General features: G+C 59.3%; 24 protein-coding genes. 10 read left to right on the forward strand and 14 right to left on the reverse strand.

The genetic code is table 11. The annotated features are described in order from the left end of the window. Positions 1–255: 255 nt before the first annotated feature. Genes CGK74_RS11950 through repC form a run of 3 tightly spaced genes read left to right on the forward strand, consistent with a single transcriptional unit; the run spans position 256 to position 2,199 of the window. Complete coding sequence (locus CGK74_RS11950; RefSeq protein WP_094268698.1) at positions 256–450, forward strand: helix-turn-helix transcriptional regulator; 195 nt, start codon at positions 256–258, stop codon at positions 448–450. Continuing rightward, positions 447–1,319 (forward strand): AAA family ATPase, encoded by an 873-nt coding sequence (locus CGK74_RS11955; RefSeq protein WP_165770078.1) that lies wholly within the window; start codon positions 447–449, stop codon positions 1,317–1,319. Before CGK74_RS11950 ends, CGK74_RS11955 begins: the two co-directional genes overlap by 4 nt. After that, on the forward strand, positions 1,312–2,199 hold the full coding sequence (repC, locus tag CGK74_RS11960; RefSeq protein ID WP_165770079.1) for a replication protein C, IncQ-type: 888 nt from the start codon (positions 1,312–1,314) through the stop codon (positions 2,197–2,199). The genes CGK74_RS11955 and repC overlap by 8 nt, the downstream gene beginning before the upstream one ends. Before the next feature lie 548 nt (positions 2,200–2,747). Here the strand turns inward: repC and CGK74_RS11965 are convergent. Both CGK74_RS11965 and CGK74_RS11970 read right to left on the reverse strand, forming a co-directional pair. After that, the gene (locus CGK74_RS11965) at positions 2,748–4,037 is read right to left on the reverse strand and encodes a Y-family DNA polymerase (RefSeq protein WP_094268701.1); all 1,290 of its coding nucleotides are present in this window, start codon (positions 4,035–4,037) and stop codon (positions 2,748–2,750) included. 38 nt (positions 4,038–4,075) lie between these two features. Continuing rightward, on the reverse strand, positions 4,076–4,621 hold the full coding sequence (locus tag CGK74_RS11970) for a LexA family protein (protein WP_240498706.1): 546 nt from the start codon (positions 4,619–4,621) through the stop codon (positions 4,076–4,078). Positions 4,622–4,842: 221 nt separating this feature from the next. Here CGK74_RS11970 and CGK74_RS11975 point away from each other — a divergent pair, with 221 nt between their 5' ends. Then, positions 4,843–5,421, forward strand: coding sequence for an SOS response-associated peptidase (locus tag CGK74_RS11975; RefSeq protein ID WP_094268702.1), 579 nt, complete (start codon positions 4,843–4,845; stop codon positions 5,419–5,421). A gap of 49 nt (positions 5,422–5,470) precedes the next feature. On the opposite strand, the gene CGK74_RS11980 is transcribed toward CGK74_RS11975, so the two are convergent. Then, the gene (locus CGK74_RS11980; protein ID WP_094268703.1) at positions 5,471–6,694 is read right to left on the reverse strand and encodes a type II toxin-antitoxin system HipA family toxin; all 1,224 of its coding nucleotides are present in this window, start codon (positions 6,692–6,694) and stop codon (positions 5,471–5,473) included. Between the two features lie 493 nt (positions 6,695–7,187). Between CGK74_RS11980 and CGK74_RS11990 the strand changes: the two genes are divergently transcribed. The 3 genes from CGK74_RS11990 (at position 7,188) to CGK74_RS18790 (ending at position 10,163) form a co-directional block, all read left to right on the forward strand. After that, entirely contained in the window at positions 7,188–7,559 is a 372-nt protein-coding gene (locus CGK74_RS11990; RefSeq protein ID WP_094268704.1) for an SOS response-associated peptidase, read from the forward strand. Between the two features lie 170 nt (positions 7,560–7,729). Next, positions 7,730–8,722 carry an endonuclease/exonuclease/phosphatase family protein gene (locus CGK74_RS11995; protein ID WP_094268705.1) on the forward strand — a complete coding sequence of 331 codons (993 nt, stop codon included), beginning with the start codon at positions 7,730–7,732 and terminating at the stop codon, positions 8,720–8,722. A 382-nt stretch (positions 8,723–9,104) separates the two neighbouring features. After that, positions 9,105–10,163 carry a hypothetical protein gene (locus CGK74_RS18790; protein ID WP_133091843.1) on the forward strand — a complete coding sequence of 353 codons (1,059 nt, stop codon included), beginning with the start codon at positions 9,105–9,107 and terminating at the stop codon, positions 10,161–10,163. A 288-nt stretch (positions 10,164–10,451) separates the two neighbouring features. Here the strand turns inward: CGK74_RS18790 and CGK74_RS12005 are convergent, their stop codons facing one another. Both CGK74_RS12005 and CGK74_RS12010 read right to left on the reverse strand, forming a co-directional pair. Then, positions 10,452–10,979, reverse strand: a complete 528-nt coding sequence (locus CGK74_RS12005) for a hypothetical protein (RefSeq protein WP_133091845.1) — start codon at positions 10,977–10,979, stop codon at positions 10,452–10,454. 345 nt (positions 10,980–11,324) lie between these two features. Continuing rightward, positions 11,325–11,837: a hypothetical protein gene (locus CGK74_RS12010; protein ID WP_133091847.1), complete on the reverse strand. Its 513-nt coding sequence runs from the start codon at positions 11,835–11,837 to the stop codon at positions 11,325–11,327. 228 nt (positions 11,838–12,065) lie between these two features. Here CGK74_RS12010 and CGK74_RS12015 point away from each other — a divergent pair, with 228 nt between their 5' ends. The 3 genes from CGK74_RS12015 to CGK74_RS12025 all read left to right on the forward strand — a co-directional run bounded on the left by CGK74_RS12015 (position 12,066) and on the right by CGK74_RS12025 (position 13,914). Beyond that, complete coding sequence (locus CGK74_RS12015; protein ID WP_094268709.1) at positions 12,066–12,611, forward strand: hypothetical protein; 546 nt, start codon at positions 12,066–12,068, stop codon at positions 12,609–12,611. A 56-nt stretch (positions 12,612–12,667) separates the two neighbouring features. After that, the gene (locus CGK74_RS19465; RefSeq protein WP_133091849.1) at positions 12,668–13,123 is read left to right on the forward strand and encodes a nucleotidyl transferase AbiEii/AbiGii toxin family protein; all 456 of its coding nucleotides are present in this window, start codon (positions 12,668–12,670) and stop codon (positions 13,121–13,123) included. Positions 13,124–13,584: 461 nt separating this feature from the next. Further along, positions 13,585–13,914, forward strand: a complete 330-nt coding sequence (locus CGK74_RS12025) for a helix-turn-helix transcriptional regulator (protein ID WP_206186241.1) — start codon at positions 13,585–13,587, stop codon at positions 13,912–13,914. Positions 13,915–14,216: 302 nt separating this feature from the next. Here CGK74_RS12025 and CGK74_RS12030 read toward each other — a convergent pair whose 3' ends face one another. From CGK74_RS12030 to CGK74_RS12070, 9 genes are read right to left on the reverse strand one after another with little or no spacing between them, the layout of a single operon-like run. Continuing rightward, entirely contained in the window at positions 14,217–14,783 is a 567-nt protein-coding gene (locus CGK74_RS12030; protein ID WP_240498707.1) for a plasmid pRiA4b ORF-3 family protein, read from the reverse strand. Between the two features lie 60 nt (positions 14,784–14,843). After that, positions 14,844–15,104, reverse strand: coding sequence for a DUF3820 family protein (locus CGK74_RS12035; protein WP_165770080.1), 261 nt, complete (start codon positions 15,102–15,104; stop codon positions 14,844–14,846). Then, a complete protein-coding gene (locus CGK74_RS12040; protein WP_094268713.1) occupies positions 15,059–16,498 on the reverse strand; it encodes a DUF6880 family protein in 1,440 nt (479 codons plus the stop codon). Before CGK74_RS12040 ends, CGK74_RS12035 begins: the two co-directional genes overlap by 46 nt. Next, entirely contained in the window at positions 16,498–18,543 is a 2,046-nt protein-coding gene (gene brxL, locus CGK74_RS12045; protein WP_094268714.1) for a protease Lon-related BREX system protein BrxL, read from the reverse strand. Before brxL ends, CGK74_RS12040 begins: the two co-directional genes overlap by 1 nt. Positions 18,544–18,584: 41 nt before the next feature. Continuing rightward, positions 18,585–20,936 carry a BREX-1 system phosphatase PglZ type B gene (gene pglZ / locus CGK74_RS12050; protein ID WP_106408403.1) on the reverse strand — a complete coding sequence of 784 codons (2,352 nt, stop codon included), beginning with the start codon at positions 20,934–20,936 and terminating at the stop codon, positions 18,585–18,587. 2 nt (positions 20,937–20,938) lie between these two features. Continuing rightward, complete coding sequence (locus CGK74_RS12055; protein WP_094268715.1) at positions 20,939–21,874, reverse strand: hypothetical protein; 936 nt, start codon at positions 21,872–21,874, stop codon at positions 20,939–20,941. Then, positions 21,871–22,857 (reverse strand): hypothetical protein, encoded by a 987-nt coding sequence (locus tag CGK74_RS12060; protein WP_094268716.1) that lies wholly within the window; start codon positions 22,855–22,857, stop codon positions 21,871–21,873. Before CGK74_RS12060 ends, CGK74_RS12055 begins: the two co-directional genes overlap by 4 nt. Then, positions 22,854–23,093 (reverse strand): hypothetical protein, encoded by a 240-nt coding sequence (locus CGK74_RS12065; protein ID WP_094268717.1) that lies wholly within the window; start codon positions 23,091–23,093, stop codon positions 22,854–22,856. The genes CGK74_RS12060 and CGK74_RS12065 overlap by 4 nt, the downstream gene beginning before the upstream one ends. Positions 23,094–23,121: 28 nt before the next feature. Further along, the gene (locus CGK74_RS12070; RefSeq protein WP_094268718.1) at positions 23,122–24,561 is read right to left on the reverse strand and encodes a DNA-processing protein DprA; all 1,440 of its coding nucleotides are present in this window, start codon (positions 24,559–24,561) and stop codon (positions 23,122–23,124) included. Positions 24,562–24,569: the final 8 nt, after the last annotated feature.

Below are 24,569 nucleotides of genomic sequence, written 5' to 3' on the forward strand. Positions count from 1 at the left end.
TAGTCTAGCGACCGTGTTCGCAGTCTCAAAGAATTATTGGACAACCAGCCAGGTTGATTTTCTTCGCACATGCCACGGTCCAATGGACTCATTGTGTGTATCCAAGTCGTCGGCTAACGCTGGACGCGACCCCCTTTGCGCTCGCCCAAAGAAAGTTGCCGCCAAATTTTGAGTTCAAGGCATAGCCGTGAATAATCGACTCATCGGCTACGCGAGTGTCTCGCGAACCACCTTTCACAGCCTTGAGGATGCACGATGAAGCTCTACGATCTACAAGATCTGGCCGACTTGCTCGGCCGCTCCCCCGACACGATCAAACGCGACATGCGATGCAATCCCCTGGCGGTGCCGCCACGGGTTGAAATCCCGGGGACTCGAATCCTTCGCTGGCGCGAGGAAGACATCCGAGCATGGCTAGCAAGCGGTGTCCGCGGCGGGGGCGCGGCATGATCGGCCAGCCGCTTGACATCAGACGGGCGCTGACGGAGAAGCCCGAGCCAATCGACTATGTGCTGCCGAGCCTACCAGCGCGATGCCTCGGGGCATTGGTAGCACCTGGCGGAGTCGGGAAGAGTTCTCTTGTGACGCAGATCAGTGTGGAGATGGCGCTCGGACTTCCGCTTGTTGGGGGCGTCCATGCGGCACGGGCACCCGCGAAGGTGGTGCTGCTGCTTGCGGAAGAAGACGTTCAGCTATGCGTTTGGCGACTGCAGGCACTGAAGCACCTGCTCGAGACGGAGCGGGACAAAATCGACGACGAGCGCTTGGCGTTGTTGGAATCGAACCTGCAGATCTTTCCACTCGCGGGGAGCGACGTATCGGTGCTGACCTCGAGGCGCGCCACAAAGGTCGCTGATCAGATCAAGCGGGTAGCCGAAGGGAGCCGGCTGCTCGTCGTCGATCCGCTCCGCCGTTTCTATGATGGGGATGAGAACGACTCGAGCACAGTTACTGCAGTCGTGCAGACTTTCGAGCGTATCTGTCGCGACACGGGCACGACGATCGTGATGACTCAGCACACAACGAAATCGTCTGTACTCGATGGTCGGGGCGACCTTCAGCAGGCCTCGCGCGGATCAAGCGCGCTGCCGGATGGCGTACGCTGGCAGGCGAACCTGGTTCCGACTGACGGGAGTGGCACCACCACTGCGTCACGCCCCTCTGGGCCAAAGACACGCAACTTTCATCTCTTCATACCCAAGGCAAACTACGCACCGCCGACCGAGCCAGTCGAGCTAAGGCGTGTCGAAAGCGGCCTGTTCCAGCCGACGTACTCCGCACCGAGCGTATCAAAGAGCCGCGGAGGTGGGCGTGGCTAAGCGCGACAGTATCGTTCGATACGACCCAGCACTCGGACTCGCTCCGGTATTCAAGCCTCTGAGCAAATCAGAGCCTCGAGGAAAGCTTGACGTAGAGCGGACACATGGCGACCTCAAGCTTCGGTGGCGCGGCCCCGACGAACTTGGGGTTCAAGACGAGACCGTACTTCTCGCAGTGCTACTTTTGGCACGAGCGGAGCGAACGAGCCTGACGCGTCATGACGAGACGTCGGCGGCTTGGGAACTCTGGCAGGGCCTGCAGGCGAGGGGCTTCTACGATGAGGGCGAGGTCATCATGACCACTGCGTCATTTTCAGCCCTTGCTGAGGCATGTGGTCGTGGCGATGGCGGCTCATCGATCAAACAGATCCGTGAAAGCTTACGCCGCCTGTCCGAGGTCACGCTTTGGGTGAGTGCTGGCCCCGCTGAGGCATCTTCCAGGATGCTCAGCTGGATCGTCGGGGACGACAAAAAAGTGCTCATCGCGGTTAACCGGCGCTTGGCCGAAGGACTAACAGGAACACATAGTGTCCAGATCGATCTTGCTGAACGCCACCAGCTGCGCTCTACAACGGCTCAAGCGCTGCACTCTCGGATTTCGTCACAAATCCGACAGGGCGAAGAAAGGAACGTCATCGTCGATACCGTGATAGCCCGAATCTGGGGCACATCCGCAACTGGCGCGACGCTGCGGAAGCGCCAGCAGCGCGTGCATGAGGCTTTCAATGACGTCGGAAGCCTTCCCGGCTGGACCGTCGAGCGCATACCGAACGGCAGGTACAGCGTAAAAAGGCACAAGACTAAGAGCGGTGAGAGCGCTACCGCTACTGAGGACTCTCCGTCAAATCGGTCACGGCCCCCCGCCCCAGAACTGGTCTGACGCGCTTTATCGCCCCATGTCGAGCACTCCACAGTCAATGCGCGGATGGTGAGTGCATCAGCCCCCTTCCGGATACATGCGATGAACTGCGGTTGAGGCAGCTTCCCGCCTGACTTGCTCAGCGCACGGCCCACTGTGTGGGCTTGCGTCGCCCTCCCCTTTAGCGCACGACATGCCCGTCACGACGGGCCAAGCGCCTACACCTCACTCTCGCCTCCAGGAAGGTGTCCTGCCCTACCCCAGTTCGCTGAGCTTACTCGCCCGTCAAAACGGTCACAACCGCCGTCGTTTCGGTCACAAATCCCGTCAAATCAGTCACAGAAGCCCTCAATAACTGATTGTTTTTATTATTTTTTAAGGATTTTGTTCGCGCTTACTATCTTTACTAAAATTACTAGGCTGGTGGTCGCAGGACGCTCCCCCAGCCCTTGTGGAAGACCGTTTCCTGAATCAACTCCTGGCCAGGAAGCTGAAGATAGCGGTAGCTCCAGGCCAAAATGGCATCGCAATATCAACTCTAACCAAGTTCGCCCCTTCACCCGGCCGCCTCACGCTTTCACGGGTGGCAGATCTTCCCAAGACGTCGTGTAAGCCGGGGAGAGATGGCCACGCCGCATCTGCCAAGCCCTCTCGACCCCCTCGGCGCTGACCCGCACGGTCCCCCGGCCCCATCGCGCGTTGATCTGATCCATCGCACTCATCAACGCCGCCGACCGCTCCAACTCAGGCCCGACACCGAAAAGCGTGCCCTGCCGCTGCTCAAAAGGCTTCAGCTCGGTCAGCATGACGCCCGCCTTCTGGTATGCATACCCCGGCCGGAAAATACTCTCCAGCAGTTTCACAGCAAAGCCAACGAGCGCCCTCGTGTCAGCTGTAGGCTCCGGCAGCGGCGCCATCACCGACCGCTGGTACTGCGGTTCCCTTGGCTTAAACGGGTTGGTACGGATATGCACCTGGACGGCACCGGCTAGGCAGTCCTGAGCCCGCAACTTCTCCGCGGCCTTGGCGATGTAACTCGCCACCGCCTCACGTAGCTCATCGAGTGCATACACGTACTGCCCAAAAGACCGGCTCGACATGATCTGCTGCTTCGCCGGCACCACTTCCTCGAGTTCCAAACACGAGTCACCTCGCAGTTCCCGCACCGTGCGCTCCAGCACCACCGAGAACCTGCTGCGAATCGTCTCAGCATCCGCATCCCGCAGGCCTCGGACCGTCTCAATCCCCATCTCCCGCAGTCGCTCGGAGAGCCGGCGGCCGACACCCCAGACCTCCTCGACCGGAATGGCCTCGAACAGCTCATTTAACTCCCGCTCCGACATCACCGTGAAATCGCAGACCCCATCCCGCCCGGCTAGCCCCTTCTTCGCGCAGAAATTTGCGAGCTTTGCGAGCGTCTTCGATGGCCCAATACCAACGCACACCGCCAATCCCAGCCACCGCGCCACACGTCTCCGAATCTCCGCACCGTAGCCCTGCAACCCGTCCTCGCTCAGCCCAGCATATCCGGTGAGGTCGAGAAAACTCTCGTCGATCGAGTAGACTTCGAGATTCGCCGAGAACTGCCCGAGCACCTCCACCACCCTGTTGCTCATGTCAGCGTACAGGGCGTAATTCGACGAGAACGCGACGATACGCTCCCGCCGCGCCCACTCGCGCAGCTGATGCCACGGAGCCCCCATTGGCACCCCGAGCGCCTTCGCTTCGGCTGAGCGCGCGACTACGCATCCATCGTTATTCGAGAGCACGACCACCGGCTTGCCTGCGAGCCGAGGATCAAAAAGCTTCTCGCAGCTCGCATAGAAATTGTTGCAGTCAACGAGGGCGAAAACGGGCATGCAAGGGTCTACTGGACGGATTGCGGCTGGGACAGCGGTCACAGGAGACGCTTGAACTTGCCGACCACGACGCCCCACACGACCATCTCCATCTCGCCGGTGACATGGATCGGCGGGTAGGCCGGATTCTCGGCGATGAGAGCCACACATCCGCCTCGCTTGTAGAGGCGCTTCACCAGCCGCTCTCCATCGACAAAGGCCACGACGATGTGTCCGTGCTGAGGCTCGACGCTCTTGTCGACGACCAGGATGTCGCCGTCGAAAATTTCCGCGCCTTGCATTGAGTCGCCTTGGACAGGGAAAAAGAAAGTTGAGACCGCATTGCGGACCAGGTAGCCGTTGATATCGAGCCGCTTGTCTTCGTAGTCGGCCGCCGGCGACGGAAAGCCAGCTGACACCTTGGCCACGCCGAGTGGGATGGCAACCACCTCCGCGGCGGGGTCCGGCCACTTAAGGTCAGGGAAGTCTTCGGGCTGTGGGAGTGCTCTCGAGCTAGGGGGCAACGCGACAACCGCACCTCGTTGCACTGCCGCGTGGCTCAGAATAGGTTGGTTCTTGAATGACGGCATGTCTTGGGGTTTCATTGCTGTATTTTCATACAGCCATAAGACCGGAGCAAGGCCACAGGATCTTGAGAAAGTATGGTCGCGCCCCTCCGCGACGTCGGTTATATACAGCCGGTTCAAGCACCCAACTCACTGCCACTTGCACTTGCGGACCAGTTGCTCGCGAGGAAGACTACGTCACGCAGAACGCTCCTCTGCAGCACCGCTTGCGAGACTTTTCACAGCACCGGAGGTAGACCGTGTGCGGCCGCTACGCCCTCTACGCCCCAGCCTCCCGCGTGAAAGACCACTTCGAGGCCAGCACCGGCGAGTTCCCTGATGACCTCTCACCGCGATACAACGCCGCCCCGATGCAGTGGCTCTCAGTTGTCCGACAGCGCCAAACCGGCGAGCGCGTCGTCCATCTGCTCCGGTGGGGCCTCGTGCCATCCTGGTCCCGCGACGAGTCGATTGCGACCAAACTGATCAATGCCCGGGGAGAAACTCTGGCGGAGAAGCCATCCTTCCGCGCGGCGTATAAGTCGCGCCGGTGCATCGTGCCGGCCTCGGGGTTTTACGATTGGAAGCGGGAAGGCAAAAAAATGCAGCCCTACTTCATCCACCCGCCTGCCGGGGAACTCTTCGGTTTCGCGGGTGTTACTACGCATATGACCCATTCCATTTACTTTCAATGGGTTGCGGTTTTACTTCAGCAAGGTTTGCAAAATAACCTGGCGCCCCCAAAAAATGCATATGGGGTCAGGTCAGTGAATCCTTGGTTGTCTCCCGATTCCTGGTTGGCGTTGCTGCAGGTGCATCACCAGTTCCTGCATCGGTGAACGCGAGCTCCATATCCTGCGCCCACAGGGCAGACCCGTTGAAACTCGGCTAGCTCATCCGAGACAGGTTGGCTGAGATGGCTGCCTGCACATGCCGCCGGGTGTTCCTGCGAACGGGGTACTCGTGAATGACTTTTGCGAACTGTACTGCGCTCTCGGCTACGCGGTCGATGATAGCTGACGCGGTGCCCAAAGGCACACCGCTAGCCTTGGCCAACTTCAACAGCTCGGGCCGCCCAGGGGAGCGACCTTCGCCTTCGACGGCCATCTGGTGCTCACCCCCAGGCCCCTCGCAAAACGTGAGGTCATAGCCAGGCGCCAATGCCCAACGGCCTTCCTCGGACAGACAATAGGAAAAGTTCTTTGAGTGGTCATCGCGGTTATTGAACACCACGTTGAAGACGCAGCGCTCAAAAGCCTTGTGCACCTCCCCCTCACTACGGGTCATGAATCGCGTCATCCGGAGCATGGTCTGATAGTCAACGCTTGGGATTTGGTAATTCGCATGCAGGGCGCCAGCGAGCGTATGCATGGGCACCCGAAGATTGCCCACTCTGTCAAACCGCTCGATGGCAAAGGCGGCCAGCCCCTTCGCCAGCGGAAAGTATTGGGTTCGGGGCATATTCAAGCCACTCATGCGCGCCATCTCTGCGTAGGCATGCTCCAGCGCACATACTTCGGCGTGCTCTCCCCGGGCAGGGAACTTGACTAACCAGTCAGTGCCGGGAGCAGTTTCCAGCGTGCTCAAATGCCCGCTGTCGGGGTCATACCGAACCAGGGCCTTGGGGCGGGCCCCTTGGGGCGAGCCTCCGACCAGGACAAGTTGATTCAATGCCGATTCGGCCAAATCGTCCACGACATCCCTCACATTCGTCGCAAGGGTCAACAAGTCCACGTCGGCCTGCTCCAACCCCACTTTCTCCGGTTCAAAAATCAATGCGCCCATGGTGCGGTTTCCCAGAAACGCCAAGCGGTCAAGGGCCGTAATCTGATATGCATCCCGATTCCAGTGCTTCTTGAAAAATCGGTCCATCAAGAGCAAGCCCCATCCATCCGGAAGACAGTCTGCAATTAGCCCGGGCAGCCCGTGCTGAAACGCAGGAAAATCCCCATAAGCCTCTGGACGCAGCTTGAGATGGCGCGGCGATAGCTCCAAGCCACGCCGCAGCGCGTCCGGGCTGTACTCAAACAGCATCGTGCGTTGATGTGCGGCCAGGGTGCCCAGTACCCAGCGCTCGCCCCAGCCGACATAGATGACCAGAAGTTTTTGCATAATGACTCCGCCGGTTAGGCTGACGAGATAGGCTTTGCCGCTTTGCGGCGGCTGGGGGCCCGTTTCCGCGAAGGGGCTGCCACCTGCTCAAGCTGGGCAATCGAGCGGACTTTAAGTACAAACAGATTGGCAAGCTCATCCACCAAGCCAAGCGCCATAACCACGCGCAAGAAGTTACTCAGCGTCCCCCCTTTGCCGCTTTCCATTCGTCGCAGGGTGGCCAACCCTATATTGGCTCGGTCAGCCAGTTCATCTTGGCCCAAGCGCTGACTTAGCCGTTGAGCTCGAAGCCTAGTGCAGAGCTCTTGGCAAATCTCTTCGTCACTGGCCAACCCAAAATCAAGCACGATGTGGCTCCTCATGTGATGCGCGATGCCGATGCATGGCGTTGAGCCTGCGTTCAGCTGAGCTCTCAATGCAAAAACTCATAAATGATTGGTTGAGTTCAATTATAATGCACAGCATATCATTTTTGATGTGTTTTTATTGAGTATTGTACGATGCGTCGCTAAAAATTGAGCGCCACTCAGGCCCAACAAGGGAATGGGTCATATGCGTAGTAACACCCGGTTTCGCAGGGCTGTGGGAGCGATGGACTCCGGCTGATGGGGGCGAGTCGATAGACACGTTCACGGTCATAACGACTGATGCGAACGCCATCATGAGACCGCTTCATGATCGGATGCCCGTTATCCTCGCCCCTTCTGACTACGTCACGTGGCTGACGAAAGGGACTGATCCGGGGTTGCTCACGAGACTCATAGCACCCTGCCCTGAAGGGTTGCTGCAGGTCTACCCCGTGTCTAAAGCTTTGGGAAGCGTTGCCAATGAGGGACCTGATCTGATCCGGCCCCTTGCCGTCTAGAACCTCACGTCAGGTTATCCCCAAACCCTGTGGATAACTGTGGGTACTCCTTGGGACCGGCTTCCACAAGGCCCTGATCGGAAGACGATTTAGCCGATTGCCTCAAACCCAGGCAAACGAGGCTCGCTGCCGGCGAGCTTGTCCCGCACAAACATCCTGGCCAGGAGTTGATGTTGGGACAGACCACCGACACGTTAACCATACAAATGACACCACTCATCACAGCCATCACCGGTCGCGCCAAGATCCTCCTTGCCCTCGCCGCGCTTGGTGGCGCCTTGCCCTGGGTCTCCGCTGCCCTACCGACGAGCACCCTACCCACGCTCGCCTGGCTCATTGATCTTGGCACCCACTTCCAGTGGCTCTACCTGATGATCGGCGGAATCTCCCTCGCGTGGCTGCTCGCAAAAAGGACCTACGGCTGGTTGCTCGTCGCACTTGCGGGCGTTGTCGTTAGCGGCTTCGGCGCTACACCGTCGTCCAGCCAGATAGACACCCGCGCGCTCGCTCCAGGCAACATCAACCATCTGACGATCGTCACCGCCAATCTGAACGTCAGCACGGACGACCCTACTCCCCTCCGCGCTTGGCTAGGAGCAATCGATGCCGACGTACTCGTCGTCCAGGAGCTCAACCCAAGAGCCGCAGCTGCAGTCGCCCAGTGGACCGACTACCCACACCAAATCCTGCAACCTCGCGAAGATCCTTTCGGTATCGCCATCGTCTCCCGACACCCGCTCGAGTCTTCGGAGCTACTCGAACGCGCCGGCCACACACCGCAGGTCCACACACAAGTGGTCTGGGGAGATACCCGCTTTGTCGTCTCCGCGGTCCACCCGATGCCACCGATCAGCGCCCAGTACCACCTGCGGCGCCACGAGCTCTTTGCAGCCGCGGCCCGCTGGGCATCATCTCAATCGCTCCCTGCAATCATCGCCGGCGACTTCAATTCAAGTCCTTGGTCGTCGGCTATGCAACCGCTGGCTGCAGCAGAGCTTCACCGCGCCACGTCTCTGCAGCCAACCTGGTCGAGCACGCTCCCGGTCATCCCGATCGATCAGATCGTTGTTTCGAGACACTGGGGGTTGGTAGAAGCGGGTGTAGGACCCGATGTCGGGTCGGACCATCGGCCGGCGTTTGCTCGACTTGCGCTCAGGCAGTAGAACGACTAGCCGACGCTCACCTCAATCCTCCCAGCTTCTTCGCTCTCTCACTCGAACGGCATGCGGTGTGACTTTTTCCTCATCGAGGAATACCTTTCTTGGCATACTCTGCCGATACCCGAGTTGTTTAGCTTATACCATCCAAACTGCATCATTAATACAACTAGCTGATCGTATGATCCAGCGTTGGATGAAATTAGTATGATCAACTCCTATGCTAATTTCACTAGTTCAGACGGTAGAGTTTAGACGAAGCTTTAGAATTTTTTAAAGCAGAAAAATAAAAATGTTTCACAGGAAAAATGTTCAATTAAAATAATTTATCCAAAACATACCATATAGCCAGTAAGTTTATTTATATAATTTAATCTAGGCATAGTTAATGTATAAAACAAAAGCATCTCCCATATGGGCATCAATTGTTATCACCGGCTTTCTCAGTGGCTGCGTGGCCACATTGCCAACTAATACAAAACCTGAGTTATCGGTAAAGGAGCAAAACACAAACCGGGAAGGTTTAGCTTACCAGACGCAACGCAACGTCAATCATTCGGCACCAGAAAATCCCGATAACGGAGGCTGGGAGGTCAGTTTTGAGGATGGCAGCACGTGCATAGCAAGTGGCTTTAAATTCTATCCTGATGTAAAAACCAGTAATTATTCAAAATATCAAAAAGACCCTTCTTCCTTTGGTAATTTTTTGAAACACTTCAATGGCAAGGCTTTGTTTGAATGGCCTCAAAGAACACCATTTGAGAGTTTTGTAGAGCTGACATTTGTCGGAATGAGCAAGCTGAAAATGAATAGTGGCACGCGGATCTATTCTGCAAAGACTCGCTCAGGGGAAATTTTCCCAGAGGTAAAAGACACCAATGGAACAATGGAATTGTGTCCGTATACTGAGCAGAGCGGCAGCGTTTGCGTGCAGGCTTCTTATGTAGGCGTACAGTGTGAAAACGGTAACGAACAAATTGTTAGATTTGCGTATTTAGCGAAAGCCCCGCCAAACGGACGACAGTTTACTTATCTACGTAAGGCAAAGTGGCTCGACGAAACAACTCTTGCGCAGAGACGCGAGGCTTTGGCTTTAGCTCAACAGGCCGCCGAACGACAGCGTGCGCAACGTGAAAAGATAGCCAACGATCAACGTGAGCAGGCAATTCTTGATGCAAAGCGTAAGCAAGCAGACTTTTTGTCCACCTTACGTAATGCGCCACTCAACACGGTGATGTTCTGCACCACAGGCAGTTTGCTCATGACCGCCGGCCAAGTAATCTCTCAAAGCGCTTTTACCTGCGACCTGACAGGTTCCCACGTGTTCATCTTGCGAGACGCAATCAAACTTGGTTGGGACGTTGTGTCGGAAACGCGCACGCCGCATAGCACTATGTTGGGAGGGGTAGGCATGGAGGTGTCGCTTCAGCTTCGCAAGTCACGCTGAGGCTGGGGAAAACAGTTCGACTGGTCGCAGCGGTACTACTTCACGCGTTCATTAGGGTGCCTCGAAAAGCCCGTTTTACATAAACCCAGTCGATAAAGATCCATGAGTTGCAGCAGGGGTTCGTCTGAAATCTATGGTTTTTCGAGGCACTCACTATCATGCCGCTTGCAAATCTTTTCCAGCCTAGCACACGCTAGTCAACAGGGGACGTAGGGCGCCCAAGCCTCAAAGACACGCTCATTCCTTTCTTGAAACCAGCACCTGTGCAACAGGCCAATTAGCCCACGCTCAACCCGCGCCTCCCGGCTTCTGCGCTCTCGCACTCGTCACGCGGGCTATCTCTTCAATGGCCCGCTCCCTGACGGCAGCGAGCATCGTGAAAAGACGAACCACATTCTCTGGAGGCCTGTGGAAATCAGCTGTTTCAGCTTTTTGCCGTTCGTTGGCAGCAAAAATCAAGCGACGGGTGGCATTGAGTGTGGCCGTATCGATCTTCGAAAGCATCGCAAGGTGTTGGTTTGCGGGGTCGCCGTGCACCGCGAGAAGAGCGCCGATGTAAGCCTGCTCCAGCGTAAACAGGCATGGAGGGTGTGTGGACTGCAACGCGTTGGGAGCATGCTGCATCTGCTCAAAGTCACCGCAGACGACCATCTGAATGAGCTTGACCCGGTCTCCCAGCCACTCTTCCCTGCTTTGCCCGGGGGCTGGTCCTCCGAGGATGGGCTGCTCGCTAGTGGCAGCCGCTGGAGCGTTAGCCGTGCTGGTTGAACTGGCCGGTGTACCGGAGGGGCGTAGAAAGACGACGTTGTTGGTCATGGTGCCTCCCCAATCAACAGGTCTGAGTTCAGCGCGGCACATGTTCGCAGACTGCGTGGCACCGCCAGTTTGTCAAAGGTGTCAGTTTTCATCGTACGTCTCCAGTTGTTCGCTGTCGGGTGCTTGGTGCCGATGCAAACCAAAGGTCAGGGCTGAGAACCCCATCCGCACTACAAGCGAGTACGGTGCCGCGTTTGGCGTTGCCCCAACCAGAGTCCCAAGGCTTGAGAGATTCGGGGCAGCACACGAAAGCGTGCTGCCCCGAGCCAATGAAACGAAACGGGTGTGCCGATGCTCAGGCAGGAAGCAGACTCACTGCTCCCCGCCCAGCTAACTCAACACGCATCAAGCGTCGATCTGCCGGCATAGGTGAGCCATTGCGTACTCAAGCCCATTGGCAGGATTTCGCCATGCGCACTCGATGATGTCGATGAGTCCGAGTTCCTGCAGTCGCGTCAAGCCAGCCAGCTTCTTGCACAGCTTGTACTGCATCGAATCACGGGACAGCGCCTCTTCGCCGAACTCCGAGTAGTACAGGCTAGCGACCCGCTCGTTCAGCTCCCCGGACATGACCGAAGTCGGACTTCCGTCCAGCAACATCAACACCTCAGCGTCGGTGAACACCCCTTTCACCTCCTGTCTAGCGACATCGACGATTCGGTAGTACCGAGCCAGCGAGATGGCGTTGATGTGACCTTCCGACACGTCATCCGCAACGCGCTCCCGCGTCCGTTCCTCAATCCGATCCAAAACCCCGGGGTTCGAGTCCAGCCAATGCCGGTAGCTCGCACGCTGACCCTCGGAAACATCGTCGATGTGCGATGCAAACACCTGCGCAACGTTCAACATCTGATTCATAAACACTCCTAATAGTAGTCAAAAAACACCTTCCTCCTGGAAGGTGGCGATGCTCACGATTGAGCCGCAAAAATTCATAGTTCCATTCCGCCGAAGGCAACAGACCAGAGGCAGCAACCTACGTCGTCCCTCAACCAATGTAGCTATTGTATATATAGCGATAAGATCATGTCAACTATTGCCTACAGGTGCTATATTTCGAGAACTAGTACGATGTAGGGGCAACACATGCAGGACACCTACCCTGGCTCAGGGCGAATCGAACTCGAGTCGCGAGGCAAGTCTGAGGTCATCACCATCCGCATCAACAGAAGGGCGAAATTCGCACTTGAAATCCTGGCAAGGATGCAAGGTCGTACGGCCGCGCAGATGGCTGAAACCGCAATTCACATGATGTTGGGGTATGGGTACCAAGACCTTGACGACTGGCGAGATGGGCAGCACCCCTTTTCAAAGGACCGGAGCCTCTCCGTCATTAACAAGCTCTGGTCACCTCACCGTGGCGAGCGGATGCTTAGAATGGTTTTCCAGCACCCGGAACTACTCGTTTACGAGGAAGAGGTCATCTGGAACCAGATGGCCCGCGCAGGGGTGTTCGACGGCTACCTTGAGCAGCCGATCAGCCTCGAGAGCCGACCGCTCCCCGGCGTCAACTTGATGGAGCTCGAAGACCGGGTAGCGAAGTACCTAGACGATCTTGATGCGGCTGAACGGGCAGAGGCAGAGAAAAAGAAGGCAAAGAAGAAGGCTGCTGCTGCAGACAACAACGGCTGACGGCAACCCGGCCTCAAACACGCCCAGTACGCGGCGAGGTCGCTGGTCAAGGAGTGATGCGCCCAGGTCAAGAAACTTCTCGGGAGCGCTCTCCCTCTTGGCACAAGTCGCTCCGATGCCGGTTGAAGCGGTACCCACGGCACCGGGGCGTCCGCAAGCTCGCGGTCTTGTCCTATGACTTGGACGAAATGCTAAGCACAAAGCTGCGTGCGCTCCTGCAGCGCGAGCACGGGCGGGACCTGCTCGACCTGTGGGGAGCTTGGGACGCATCGCAAGCAACGGGCGCCGATGCTCGGGTGAATCCAGCCCGCGTTGGGGAGGCATTCCGCTTCTACATGGCGCAGGCGGGAAGCATTTTCGACTCCACGAAGGTCCGGAGCGAACTGGAGCGGGGGATGTCGTCGCTGAAATTCCTCGCCATGCCAACAAGCAAGGATGCCTGCCAAGTGGCATTACCTACTCCCCTCGGCAGGCCTGCGACTTGTTCTTCGAGGTGTTTCTGCCTCACCTAGATGCTCTTAGCTAACGGACTGTTGCTCAGATGAGGGATGGTTTGAGCGGCCAACCCGGCCACTCTAGATCAGGTACGCCCCGAACTGACGGCGTGACGAGCCTTGATTCGGCCCCACAGCAACAACAGAGCTAACGAGAGCAACGCAAGGCTCTTGGCCTCTGGCACTCCGTTCGGGAGGCTGGCTAGCGTTAGGGTGTTGGGGAAAAGGTCGGATGCCGAATACACCGTTGCATCTGCCGGCGCATCGAAACCGACAGCAATCTGTAGCTTGTTTCACGCTCGCAGCAAGAGGCGTCTTTCTACCTCTAAACTCATGAAACGGCATTTAGGAGGCGCAAATGCGCCGTTTAACGCGCTCCCAGCGAGCGCCCCTCCTCACCTACCTCCAGCCATGGCTGATAAAGTGCCAAGGCAGCAATCGACTGCTTAAGCGTCCTAGGGGCATGCAGGGGCATAGAGATGAAGGGAATCGCGGCGGCGGTCCATCAGACTCCTGACGAAATGGAGTCTGGGCTTGGCGAGAAGCTCAAGACCCTCCGGTTGTATCGCAACATCGATCAGAAGACGCTGGCTGAACGCGCGGGCGTGAGTGTTCGTGCTCTGCGCAGCCTCGAGGCCGGTGACGGTTCGACTCTTGCAACGTTGGTTCGCGTTGTAAGAGCACTCGGACGCCAGGATTGGCTCGAGACGATTGCCCCCGTACCTACAATCAACCCGCTCTCTCTCACACGCGAGGCGCAGCCCCGTCAGCGTGCCTCTGGCACACGGCGACGCCGCACCGCCGAATGACCAACCATCAGCGAGCAACGACATCAGCTACGATCCAGGCGCCCCGCCCATCCCGAAGCCTCGCTTTCTCTGTCCCAAAGCCGCCTCTCAGCTAATCCCAAAGCTCATGAACTTCCGCATGCGCTTCAAGCCAGGGCGGGCTTCGGCTAGCCCCTAGCCAGACTGAGCCAAGAGCCCGAGTGCCTCCCGTAACGCCCATAGCATCTTGACGCCAGTGGAAGCCCTATCTGGGTGGGCACCCTGCGACCTGCCATCCCCGACCAAGAGAGCAAGCCGTCACCAAACACGGCGCCTTGAACACCTCACACCCACCGATTCCACGCCATCCGCAGCAGGGCCGCATTGGCAGCATGCCGGTCAAACCGCGCCGGGTCGAAATCTTCGCCCGCCCATTCCAGAAGTCGACGCCCTTCTTCATCGAGCGGCCGTTGAGAAACCTGCTCCATGAAGTCCATGTAAGCCGCTGCTCCGCCCACATCCTCAGGCGGACAGGCTCTCTCCCCCGCCGACACATAGGCGTAGCCGCGCTGGTCTCCGTCAAGAGACTCAACACGTTCGACCACAACACGATGCTGCCAGCTGTCGCCGAAATCGTAGAGGTAGGCGAAGTGGTCGCCGGTGGTCGCTACGCGGTCCAATCTGACCCTGCGCTCATCGACGATTTCCCGCTCCGGGTCGTCTTCCGGGTGCGGTGTTGCATAGGTCTTGCCGCCAATCTCGAACTCATGCAGATGGGCGTCGGTCCAGCCCATCGCGGCTTGGATGTAGTGGTGCAGCTTGCTCAGCGTGGAGTCGCCATCGAGGAGCAGCCGACGCCAGATAAGCGGCTCAATGTCCTGAAGCTCGATGCGAAGGGTGTAGGCCTTCACGGCGGTTTTTCGCGACATTCGTCCTCCCTCTTTCCTCTCAGGCTACGGCGAACGCAGGCCTCAGCCTGACCGCTTCCTCAATGGCTCGACCAGCGCGCGCAGGTCGTTATGGTCCAGCTCGTGCATCAGCGCAAGCAGCTGCCCCAGTTGCCCCTTGGGGAATCCTTCCCGGGCGAACCAGGCCAGGTAATGGCCAGGGAGGTCGGCAATGAGGCGGCCCTTGTACTTTCCAAAGGGCATCTCGCGCGTCACGAGCAACTCCAACCGTTCCGGGGTCACAGCGCATCCAGCAGCTTCATGAAGTTCCGCTTGCGCTTCCATTCCAGCCGGATTTCCGCTAGTTCGTCGCCGAACATGCCCAACTGCCCATGCGCCTCACGCAAAGCCCTGATCTTCTTGACGATGGCGAAGGCCTCCCCGTAGTGGGAACCGCGCGAGCCGCCCTCGACCAAATGCGGCAACAGGCGCCTATAGAGCGCTATCGCCTCCTCGTGGTGCGTCCTGCCACGCGCATCGGCCACCGGCTCCCAAAGGCCAACATCGACCTTGCCCCCGCTGAATGCATCCCACATGACCCCGGCATCGCCCTCGCGCAGGAAGATGGAGACGATATCGCCTCGGCGCGGTCTGTCCCATGGACTGCGGCGAACGCGGCTGTCGGCGGCTTCTTCCTCGGCGACCTTCTGCCACAGGAAGTCGAGCGCCCGCTTGCGCAGCGCTGCCTCGCCACCAATCAGGCCGGCCACTTCCATCAACTTGAAGAATGGACCGCAGCCAGGCGCCTGCTCGAAGCGCTGCCAGGCGAGCCGCTCCACCTCCGCATGCCGCCCAAGCGCCAGCTGAAGCTCGATGGCAAGGCTCAGCAGGTCGTCATTGCGCTCGCCCGGAAACGCCGCAATCCCCTGCTCCACCCAGCGCAGCGCCTCGTCCTTGCGCCCTTGGTCACGAAACAATCCGGCCAGCGTCAGGAAGCACGACGGGGAAGACAGATTCTTCGCATGGATAGCCACCAACAACTCGAAGTCATTCGTGCAGCGGGCAATATCCTTCATCGCCGACTCCACCTGAAAGCGTCGCGTACTCCAGTCGCTGCGATAGTGCTCGGGGCCCAGCGTCGGCAATGCAACCCACTCGCGCTCGACCCGCTGCCGATATTCTGCCAAACCCTCTTCGCCCAGCGCTTCAGCGTAGTCCGGGAGCACCTCATGAAAGGTGTCCCATTCACCATCCATCTGAAAACCGTACAGGCGCTCGGCGAGGGCAACGGGGTCGGGATGCAGGGCGTTACAGGCCGCCAGATGCACTTTGCGCAGCTCAACAATCGCCGGCATTACCTCACCGCCAGAGTCGTCGATGTGCTGCAAGGCCTCTTCCGCGAGCGCGATGGCTTCCTCGATGACATCGATGAGTTCCGGCTGGCCATCGGCGATACGCTGCGACAGCAGTTCCGCAAGGTCCTCCAGGCGATTGGCGTAGTTACCCGCCTCGCGATACTCAATGAAGCCGTTGGTGCGGGTAGCCTGCTTGACCACCTTGCGCAAGTCGGCAAGACCGGTGCTATCCGCCACGGCCGCTGCCATCATCAGCTTTTCGCGCAGGGCGTCATCACGCCAGGATGCTTCGACGATGAGCTTGCGCAGAGCGGCAACATCCAACCCCTGCAGGTAGGCCTCAAGCCGCGCCTCTTGAGACTGCCAGTCATCCTTCTGCGCCATCAATCCACCAGCGCCTTCAACAACGCATCCCGCGCATCCTGGTAGAACTCGATGTCCAGCTTGGTCGCCATGTCGTCCGACAGGTCGAACAGCTGCCGCCGACAGCTAACCGGCATCAGCAGCGATTTCGCGCCCTTCTCGACCGCCATCTCCGCGATGGTCACAGCGTTGTGAACCGGCTCAATGGTGCCCCCGATAGTCACCTCACCGACCACAATCAGCCCTCCACGGACCGACTTCCGCAACAGGGCGCTCGACAAGGCAATCAGGCAGGCGACACCGGTCTTGGCCCCACTCTTGGCTGCATCGAACCCCCGAAGCTGTACCGAGAACTCATGCGAACGCGGGTCTCGGTCGCCGACCAACTGCGTTGCGCGGGTGTAGAGGTTCTGCTCCGCACAGCGCACGGACTCCTGAAACGCCGGCGGCACGGGCTTGTTCAGCACGCGAACACCGCTTCCGGGACCCTCGGTCACCTCCAGCCGGAACAAGCCTGGATGCTCGTCCGCACCACCGGGGCTGAGCGTCCAGATTTGGCCCGACTCCAGCGGTTCATCGCCGATGCCCTCCTGGCTGCGCAACTCCGGCGTGGTCACGAACTTCTCCACCCCTTCGGCACCCAGGGTGTAGCTGAAGTGGGTGTTGCGGAACTCGGCCGCGCCGATGCGCTTTTGCTGCTCCTTCACCCGCCGACGTACCTCCAGCGCCAGCCGCACCGCCCACTCGAGGTCTTCATCGCTGACCGCTTCTTCCCCATCCGGATGCAGCAGCTTCAGCAAGCCGCTCACGGTCTTGTTCACCGCATTGATGTCCCGGCCAGACAGGGCCCCGCCGAGGAACACCCGGCCCTGCATCGTTGACACCCGGCTCTGGTTGCGCAACTGGGTAAAGCACTCGGACAGGAAATCACTCACCAACCCAAAGTGCTGAGTGAACAGCGCCGGATTCATCTTCGGCACGTCCCAGCCGGGCAGGAAGCCGTGAATCCGGTCCATAAAGGCGGTGTCGTCACGCATCTCGGGTGGCAGCGGGCCAAGCAGGTGGCCGATGCGTTGCTGATGCTCGACATCCACATCGAAGTTGCCAACCAGAACGATGGAGCCATCGGCTCGGATGCTCTCCTTGCCGCGCGAGAATTCGCCCGACTCCATGTAACCCTTCATGATGTTCACGCCGTCCTTCTGGTCGAAGGACACGCCTGACACCTCGTCGAAGCAGACCACGTCGTACTGACACACCAAGCCGCGCTGACCGTTCGAGTTATTCACGAACATCCGGGCCACGGTCGCCTTGCCACCGGAAATCAGATGCGCGTAAGGCGAAACCTGTTGAAAGAGGTGCGACTTGCCGGTGCCACGCGGTCCGAGCTCCACCAGGTTATAGTTGCGTTCCACGAAAGGAACCATGCGCAGCAGCAACGCATCCTTCGCGCGGTCGTTCAGCCCATCGGGCTCGAAGCCAACGCTGCGCAGCAAAAAGTCCCGCCACTCGGTCGTGGTCAGTTGCTTGCGCCCCTCAGCCAGAGAGGCCAACACATCCCGCTTGGAGAGTTGAATCGCACGCAGGGCGTCGATGCCAAACGGCCGCCCGCCCTTCTCCTGGGCAATTGCGGCGTCGTAACCGAGCGTGATTTCAGCGTAGAAACCGCCCGTCAGCATGCGCTCGTGCTCCTTGATGAGCTCGGGCGAGATGCGCACGTCGTTCAGCCTCAGGCTGGGCAGGGACGCCACATAGGAGTCGCTCTTCGCATCCAGACGCGCCGTGATGATGTCGATGATTTTCACCGACCCAGTCTCACGCGCCCGGGCCTTGAAGAGCTCTTCCTCCCCGGCCTTCACGGTACGCGACTGGAGTTGTCGCTGGACGATTTCCAGGCCCTCCTGAATCTCGGCCTCGTCGGTCGTCGCGCAGTATCGGCCCAGCAGAAACTCGACCACATAGGTCGGCACCGGAAACTGGCGGCTAAAGGTTCGCACCAGGTCCTTGCGGACGATAAAGCCATCAAAGGCGGAAGCCGCCTTGCGGTCGAGGTCATCGAGGTTCATCGTGTTCTGCACGCTCTGTACTTGTTCGTCTCGCGGGCAACTTACTCGCCGACAGTCGTATTCATCTTGGCCAGCAGCTTACCCTGGCTGTCGAGCACCACCAGAACCGCCACTGCTCCCTCATTCGAGTCGTCCGCAACCGCCAGCGAAGCCTTCCCCTCAACCAGGTCCTTGACCGCCGCTGCGATGGAGGAGTCCTCCGCTGCAGCCTTGGTGCGAATATCGACCTTCAATCCGGGTAACGGCGGTAACACCTCGACGTTGCAGCGCAGTCCGCGCCAGGCGAGCTTGGAGATGGAGACGTTGGTCGCCGGCGTACCGCCCTCCAGTTCGAGCGTCAACTCGGGCACCAGGCATTCCTGCAAGCTCAGTCCGCCATGGGCGTACTCGGCGCCGGCTACAAAGCTCGCAATGCCGGGCGCAAAGGCAATCTGCACCTGCGGGCACCAATCCCAGCCAAAGGTCAGCGGCGTCGCCGTCGCACTGTCCTTCAACACCGCACAGCGCCCCCAGCGGGTCTCGGCCTGTGACTTGGCCAGCTCCGCCTTGGGCATGCTGCCGGGCACCAGCAACCAGCCGTGGTCGGTCACGATGCGAAACCGCCGCCAGCCCGCATCGGCCAGCACCTGCAGCCGCTCGACAATCTCAGCCAGTTGACTATCAATGTCGCGAGCCAGCCGCAGGCCGTGCTCATGCCCGAAGTGGTCCAGGTCGCCGCACTCCACCCAGGCCTTACCCGCCGGGTCGCCGGTTTCGCCGCCGGTCAGCGGCTCATACCCCGCGTCCGCCAGCAGCTTGAGGAAGTTGTAGGTGTTCAGGGGCTTCATGGTCGCGGCCACATTGGGCTCAAAATCCGCATCGTCCGCCTTGCCTGCAATCAGATTCGCAACCGGAGACACCCAGGCCTTGCCCGATGCGGTGACCGAGGGCAACGAAGTCCAGCCCGAATTCAGCGCGACCTGCCCCAGACCCCCCAAACGACCTGCCAGCATCTGTGCGACGTCGAAGCGCAAACCGTCAACAAACACCACGCAGGTGCCCGCGGGGTCACTCACTTTCGAGACGCCGCCTGGATTGAGCCCACCAGACTCGACCACTGCCTTCTGGAACGCGACACTCGAGGCTTCCAACCAAGGCAGATATACCGCGCGCAGTGCGGCCGTTACGGCGTCCTGGTCCGCCTTGGTATGCGCTTGAGCCAAAGCCTGCAGCGCTTCAGCATCGACGCGCCAGGCCTCTTTTCGATATCCCTCCGCCTGGGCCTCCAACGAGTTTCCAAACGCTGTCGCCTCGGTGTGTTGCGCTACGAGCGCGAGATGCCCGAGCGCGCGCGCGAGCGGTGCCTTCCCCATCTGAGCCCATAGCCATGAACGGCGCTCGCCGTGCTGCTTCTCGGCGTCCAGAATCGCAACACGCGCCTGAACCGCCGTCATCGCGCTCAATGCATTGAGCCGGTAGCGCAGGTCAGACTCACCTTCGTCGTTCGCCTTGGGGTAGGCCGAGGTATCAGCGAACAGGTCGCCCATGCTGTACTGCACCCTCGAGAGCAGGTCCACAACCGCAGGAAAGCTCGAATGAGCGTCCTTGTACAACTCCCAGACCGCTCCCCATGAGCCGGTCCTGGCTGCCAGCTTCTCTGCCGCGGTCAACTCTCCATCCTTCGCCGGGTCGAAGCCGAAGTCCTTGCGGCAACGGCTGACGAACACCTCCCAGCGTCCCCCCTGCCAGGCACACTCGGTGGCCTTGGCGTCGTTCATCCATACAAGGATGTCCCGCGTCGGATTCGGTGCCAACAAGCTGTCCAGCCAGGCCGCATCAATCAGGCGACCTCGCAGCTCATGGACCGCCTTGCCCATAAGCTCGCCGGACGACAGGGCGCGTAGCAAAGCCTTCTGTGTCGCCTGGTCTTGAGCGACGTCCAATCCCAGACCACCATTCTTCGAGGCGAGGAAGGCGCTCACCGTCCAGTCTTTGGCGTTGACCTGGCTCCAGAACACGCCCCGGTACTGCAGCTCAGCCAGCGGCTGCAGGCTCCGTGGGCAGCTCTCGATGGCACGCAGTTCCGTCCGACTCACGCCCGGCAGATAGACGACCGGAACGCCCTGGAACTGGATTTCCGGCAGCACACCGGCAATCGCGCACTTAAGCCATACCGCTGGACCGCTTCGCGCATCCGGGTTGTAGCTGCCGAGTTCGAAGAGCCCGGGCACCAACCGCCTCAACAGCGGGAGCGCCGCTTGCCACTGCCGTTCCTTGTCGGGCCAAAGCACGGCGGCGGCAGACGCTGCGGTATGTGAATTCCCCTTCGCAGACAAGCGCAGCGCCTCCACTAAGCTCGCTGCTAGCGACGGAGACTTACCGTGCTCGCTCTTATCGTCGTAAGCACCTGCCATCCTCATAGGATTCCTCTCCCAGTCTCAGACTTAAGCAGCGCCGCAAGCTGGGAACCGGACTTCAGCTTCTCGATGAATGGGCAACCTTGCTCGTTGTTCGGCTGCCAGTGGGGGCAGGCGAGGAAATAGGCGTCAAGTAGCCCACTGGAGTTGGACTTTTTACGTAGCACCATGTGTTCGCCATGCACGGGACAAGTCGCCAGCTCCACCCCTTGCCTTCTCGCTGCAAGGTCCGACCGTAGGTCATTGACTCGCGTGGCGATGATGTTTGTCGTTCCGGGGTCCTCAAGGATGACCCCAAACTCCTCTGCAGTTACGCTGAACTCAGGAGCGGAGGTGTCAGTCATCAAACCGTAGTCCGAGCGTTGCAAGGGCTCCGTACGGGTACATGCTTTCCCACGTCCCGTTTGCACGTACCAGCCCGTACACCCCCAGTAGAAGTCTCTAGGCCCGGCCACATTGAGCTCACGCCTCCATTGCAGCTTCATCGGACGTCCACACTGACAAGTTTTGCCTAAAGTATCGGCAAAGGCGTTGTACTGAAGTACATGCGAAGTTTCGAGGTCTACTTCGACCTTCTCCAGGACCGACTCGGAATCCAAAATCTTCTCGGCGGCCTTAACTTCTTTTGCTTGCTGAAGAGCGCCCAGCAACTCATCTCGTTCTTCGCGCAACTGTTGCCAACGCCGTCGCTCATGGTCAGCCAGCTCTCCACGAGACATGCTCCTGTTGCGCAGGTGCATGATTTCGTCGTTAACCTCGCGAAGTCGCTCCTTCTTGGACCGAGACTCATCTGCAACCGCCTGCTGCACGGCGCCCCCCCTGCCGACGTAGGCGTCATACGCTCTTCGTACTGAATCGACCACGGTGGTAACCGCGTCGGCCACGACGCCAAGCAATGTCCCCAGGCCATTGGCCAGCCAACTGAAGAAGCTCATGCGCCCTCCCTTGCCAACAACCGCTCCTGCTGGAGGAGACGTAGCGCCAAGAGTCTTGCCTGTTGCGACTCAAACGAGGCAGCCATGGCCACCTGATTGATAGTCCTGTCGAACACCAGGCCGCCCGCGATGGCAGCAGGAATCGACAGAAGTCCGCCGTCCAGGGCATACACAGCGGCACCAATCGCCTGAGTCACTACGACGCGCTGGCTGCGGCGAGCGAGAGCCAACTTGAACGAATCCAGCGACTGCTGCCCGACCCACAGCCTGTGCCCCTCGTAGAGCGCCATCGCAGCTAGCGGCAACAATGGGTGGAAGTGGTCCAGAAAGGCCTCCTCGAGGGATTCATCGACCGCGTCTACTCCGGCCTCCACCTGCGCCCTCAAATCCTCGTCGGCAATACCACTATCGAACGCCAGTCCGCTGTGTGCGACATCGCTGGTCGCCAGAATCTGAATGTCAGGGTAGCGGTCCAGAGCGGAGCGGATGTAGCCCACGCTATCGGTGGCCTTGAGTTGCAGATACTCGACCACAGCCCCATGTTCGTCTTGGATGCGTAGGTCCCAGCCTGGTTGTGTCAACGACTCAGCCACTACAGCCTGCTGACCGGACTCCAACAACAGAGGTCCGACCTGCTCACCGCGGTTAAGTCTGTCTGCAACCAGATACTCGAAGTATTTACCCTTAGCCGCATTGACCGCCCCCTGTAGAGCGTCACCGTTCAACGTGAACAGCTGGCTTTCAGCCAACGAGGGGTTGGTATCAGAAATGGCCCGCAGTAGCAGCGGGTCCACATCATCGGGACTATCGTCCAAGGAAATCTGCGTCGATGTCGCTGCAATCGTAATGTCGAGTAGGGACTCCCTGTTCGCCTTGAAATACCTTGCAAAGGCGTGATGAAACGCCTCTCCAGAAGGAATTTCACTCCTGCGTTCGTACTTGTTAGCGAAGTAGGCCAGGCGGCGACTTGGTACGTAGCTCATTGAATACCCGACGCTCTGCGTATCGCTACCAGTTCGGTCTTAACGCGCTGCAGTTCCGCGACCCAACCCGATGTTGACAAGCCGTCGGGTTCGAGGCCCAGCCCTTCCTCAATACGTGTGATGCGACGCTCCAAGCCCTGAACAAACTGGTCGAGGCCACCCAGCACCTCCTCGACCATCAACAGGTGCCGCTCCATTTGCGTTCGCAGCTCCGACTGCGTCACTGAGTCGAACATCTTGCTCCCTCCTGTCTCTGCGCCAGGGTCAGCACAAGCTGTTCTGACGTCCCAGCCCATACCGCACCGGCCTCTTCTGCTTCTCCACGAGTCCAGCATCCCCGGCGCGCTTCAGCCAGACCTTGGCCTGGCCCTTCTCGATGCACAAGCGCGCGGCAATTTCCTCTTCGGACAGTGCCCCCTCGCGGAGCAGCGACGCCAGCTTGGCGCTGAAATCAACGAACATGTCCAGAACGTCGCCAGTACCAGCCGTCGCAGACTGCTCAGTCGCTTTGAACGGACTCGTGGTGACCACGCTGACCAGTGGCGCGCTTGACTCCGAAGCGCTCGACTCTCCTGCGGTGACTGCCGGTTCAGTGTCTGGGGAATCGCCAATTTTTGCGTTGGGCGCGGGGGGCACATCATCTATTTGTTCGGGAACGGGCTCCGACACTATCGACTCAGCCAGACGAGCCGTTGCCGCTTCTGAATGAAATAGCGATGGCTGCATCTCGACCGGCGTATCAGAAGATGCGCACTCTTCAGCCACACCAGTATTGAAGAGTTCGGCTAGCTTCTCCGCTGAATCAGCCATCAGCTTGAATGGCAGCCCGCCTTCCGCAATCAGAGCCGCGTTACCTGCGCCTTCGCCAGGCGAGCGAACGTACAACGGCACCCACCGATGCTTCAAATTCTCGATGGCGCCCTCCCAAGTTCCACCGCTTCTTAGCGCCGAGTCGATAACCAGTGCCTGGTCTGCCAGCGTGTAGATGTAGCGGTTTCGGCCCATTGCGTTTCCTGCATTGAAGCCTGCTTCAGGGAAAAACGGCGACACGAGGACCAGACGACCTTCCTGTAGGCCAATCCGGTTCTGCCGATTGACGCTCGCCTTAAGGAGGTCACTAGCCAAAACGCCGATACAGTGTCCACCCGCCTCGGTGGCGCCTTGCATCGCAGCGGCATCAACGCCGCGCGCACCGCCGGACACGACCGCCAATCCCTCGTTGGCGCATCTCGCAGCAACCGAACGGGTGTACTCCAGTGCTGCCTCAGTGGCGTCACGTGAGCCAATGATGGCCAAGCCGCCCAGGTTCAAAAGCGATTTATTCCCTGCGCCATACAGGAGAGGTGGCGTCGCGTGCCTAAGATGGCGTCGCAAACGCCTCGGAAAATCCGCGTCCCCTCGGGAAATGACCCAAAGTCCGCCGCGAGCCCAACGCTCCAGCGCCAAAGCCATGGCAGTTCCACGACCGAGCAGGAACTCGATGCGCTTGCGCTCCATGCGAACCTCCTGCACATTCGCGAGCGCATCTCGTCCAGCATCCGTAATCAGGTCGGATGGACGAAGATTAAGACCAATCAACCACTTGGCCAGCTCTCCATACTCTCGGGGCGTCAACGGCTGATAGGCGTCTTGCTTCTCCCCACCGAAGCGGCCACATAGCAGGAGTACCGCTTCAGTGTCACCACTCAAATCTTGTTGGTTCATTTCAATGA

This window comes from Thauera propionica, assembly GCF_002245655.1.
GTDB classification, from domain to species: Bacteria; Pseudomonadota; Gammaproteobacteria; order Burkholderiales; family Rhodocyclaceae; genus Thauera; species Thauera propionica.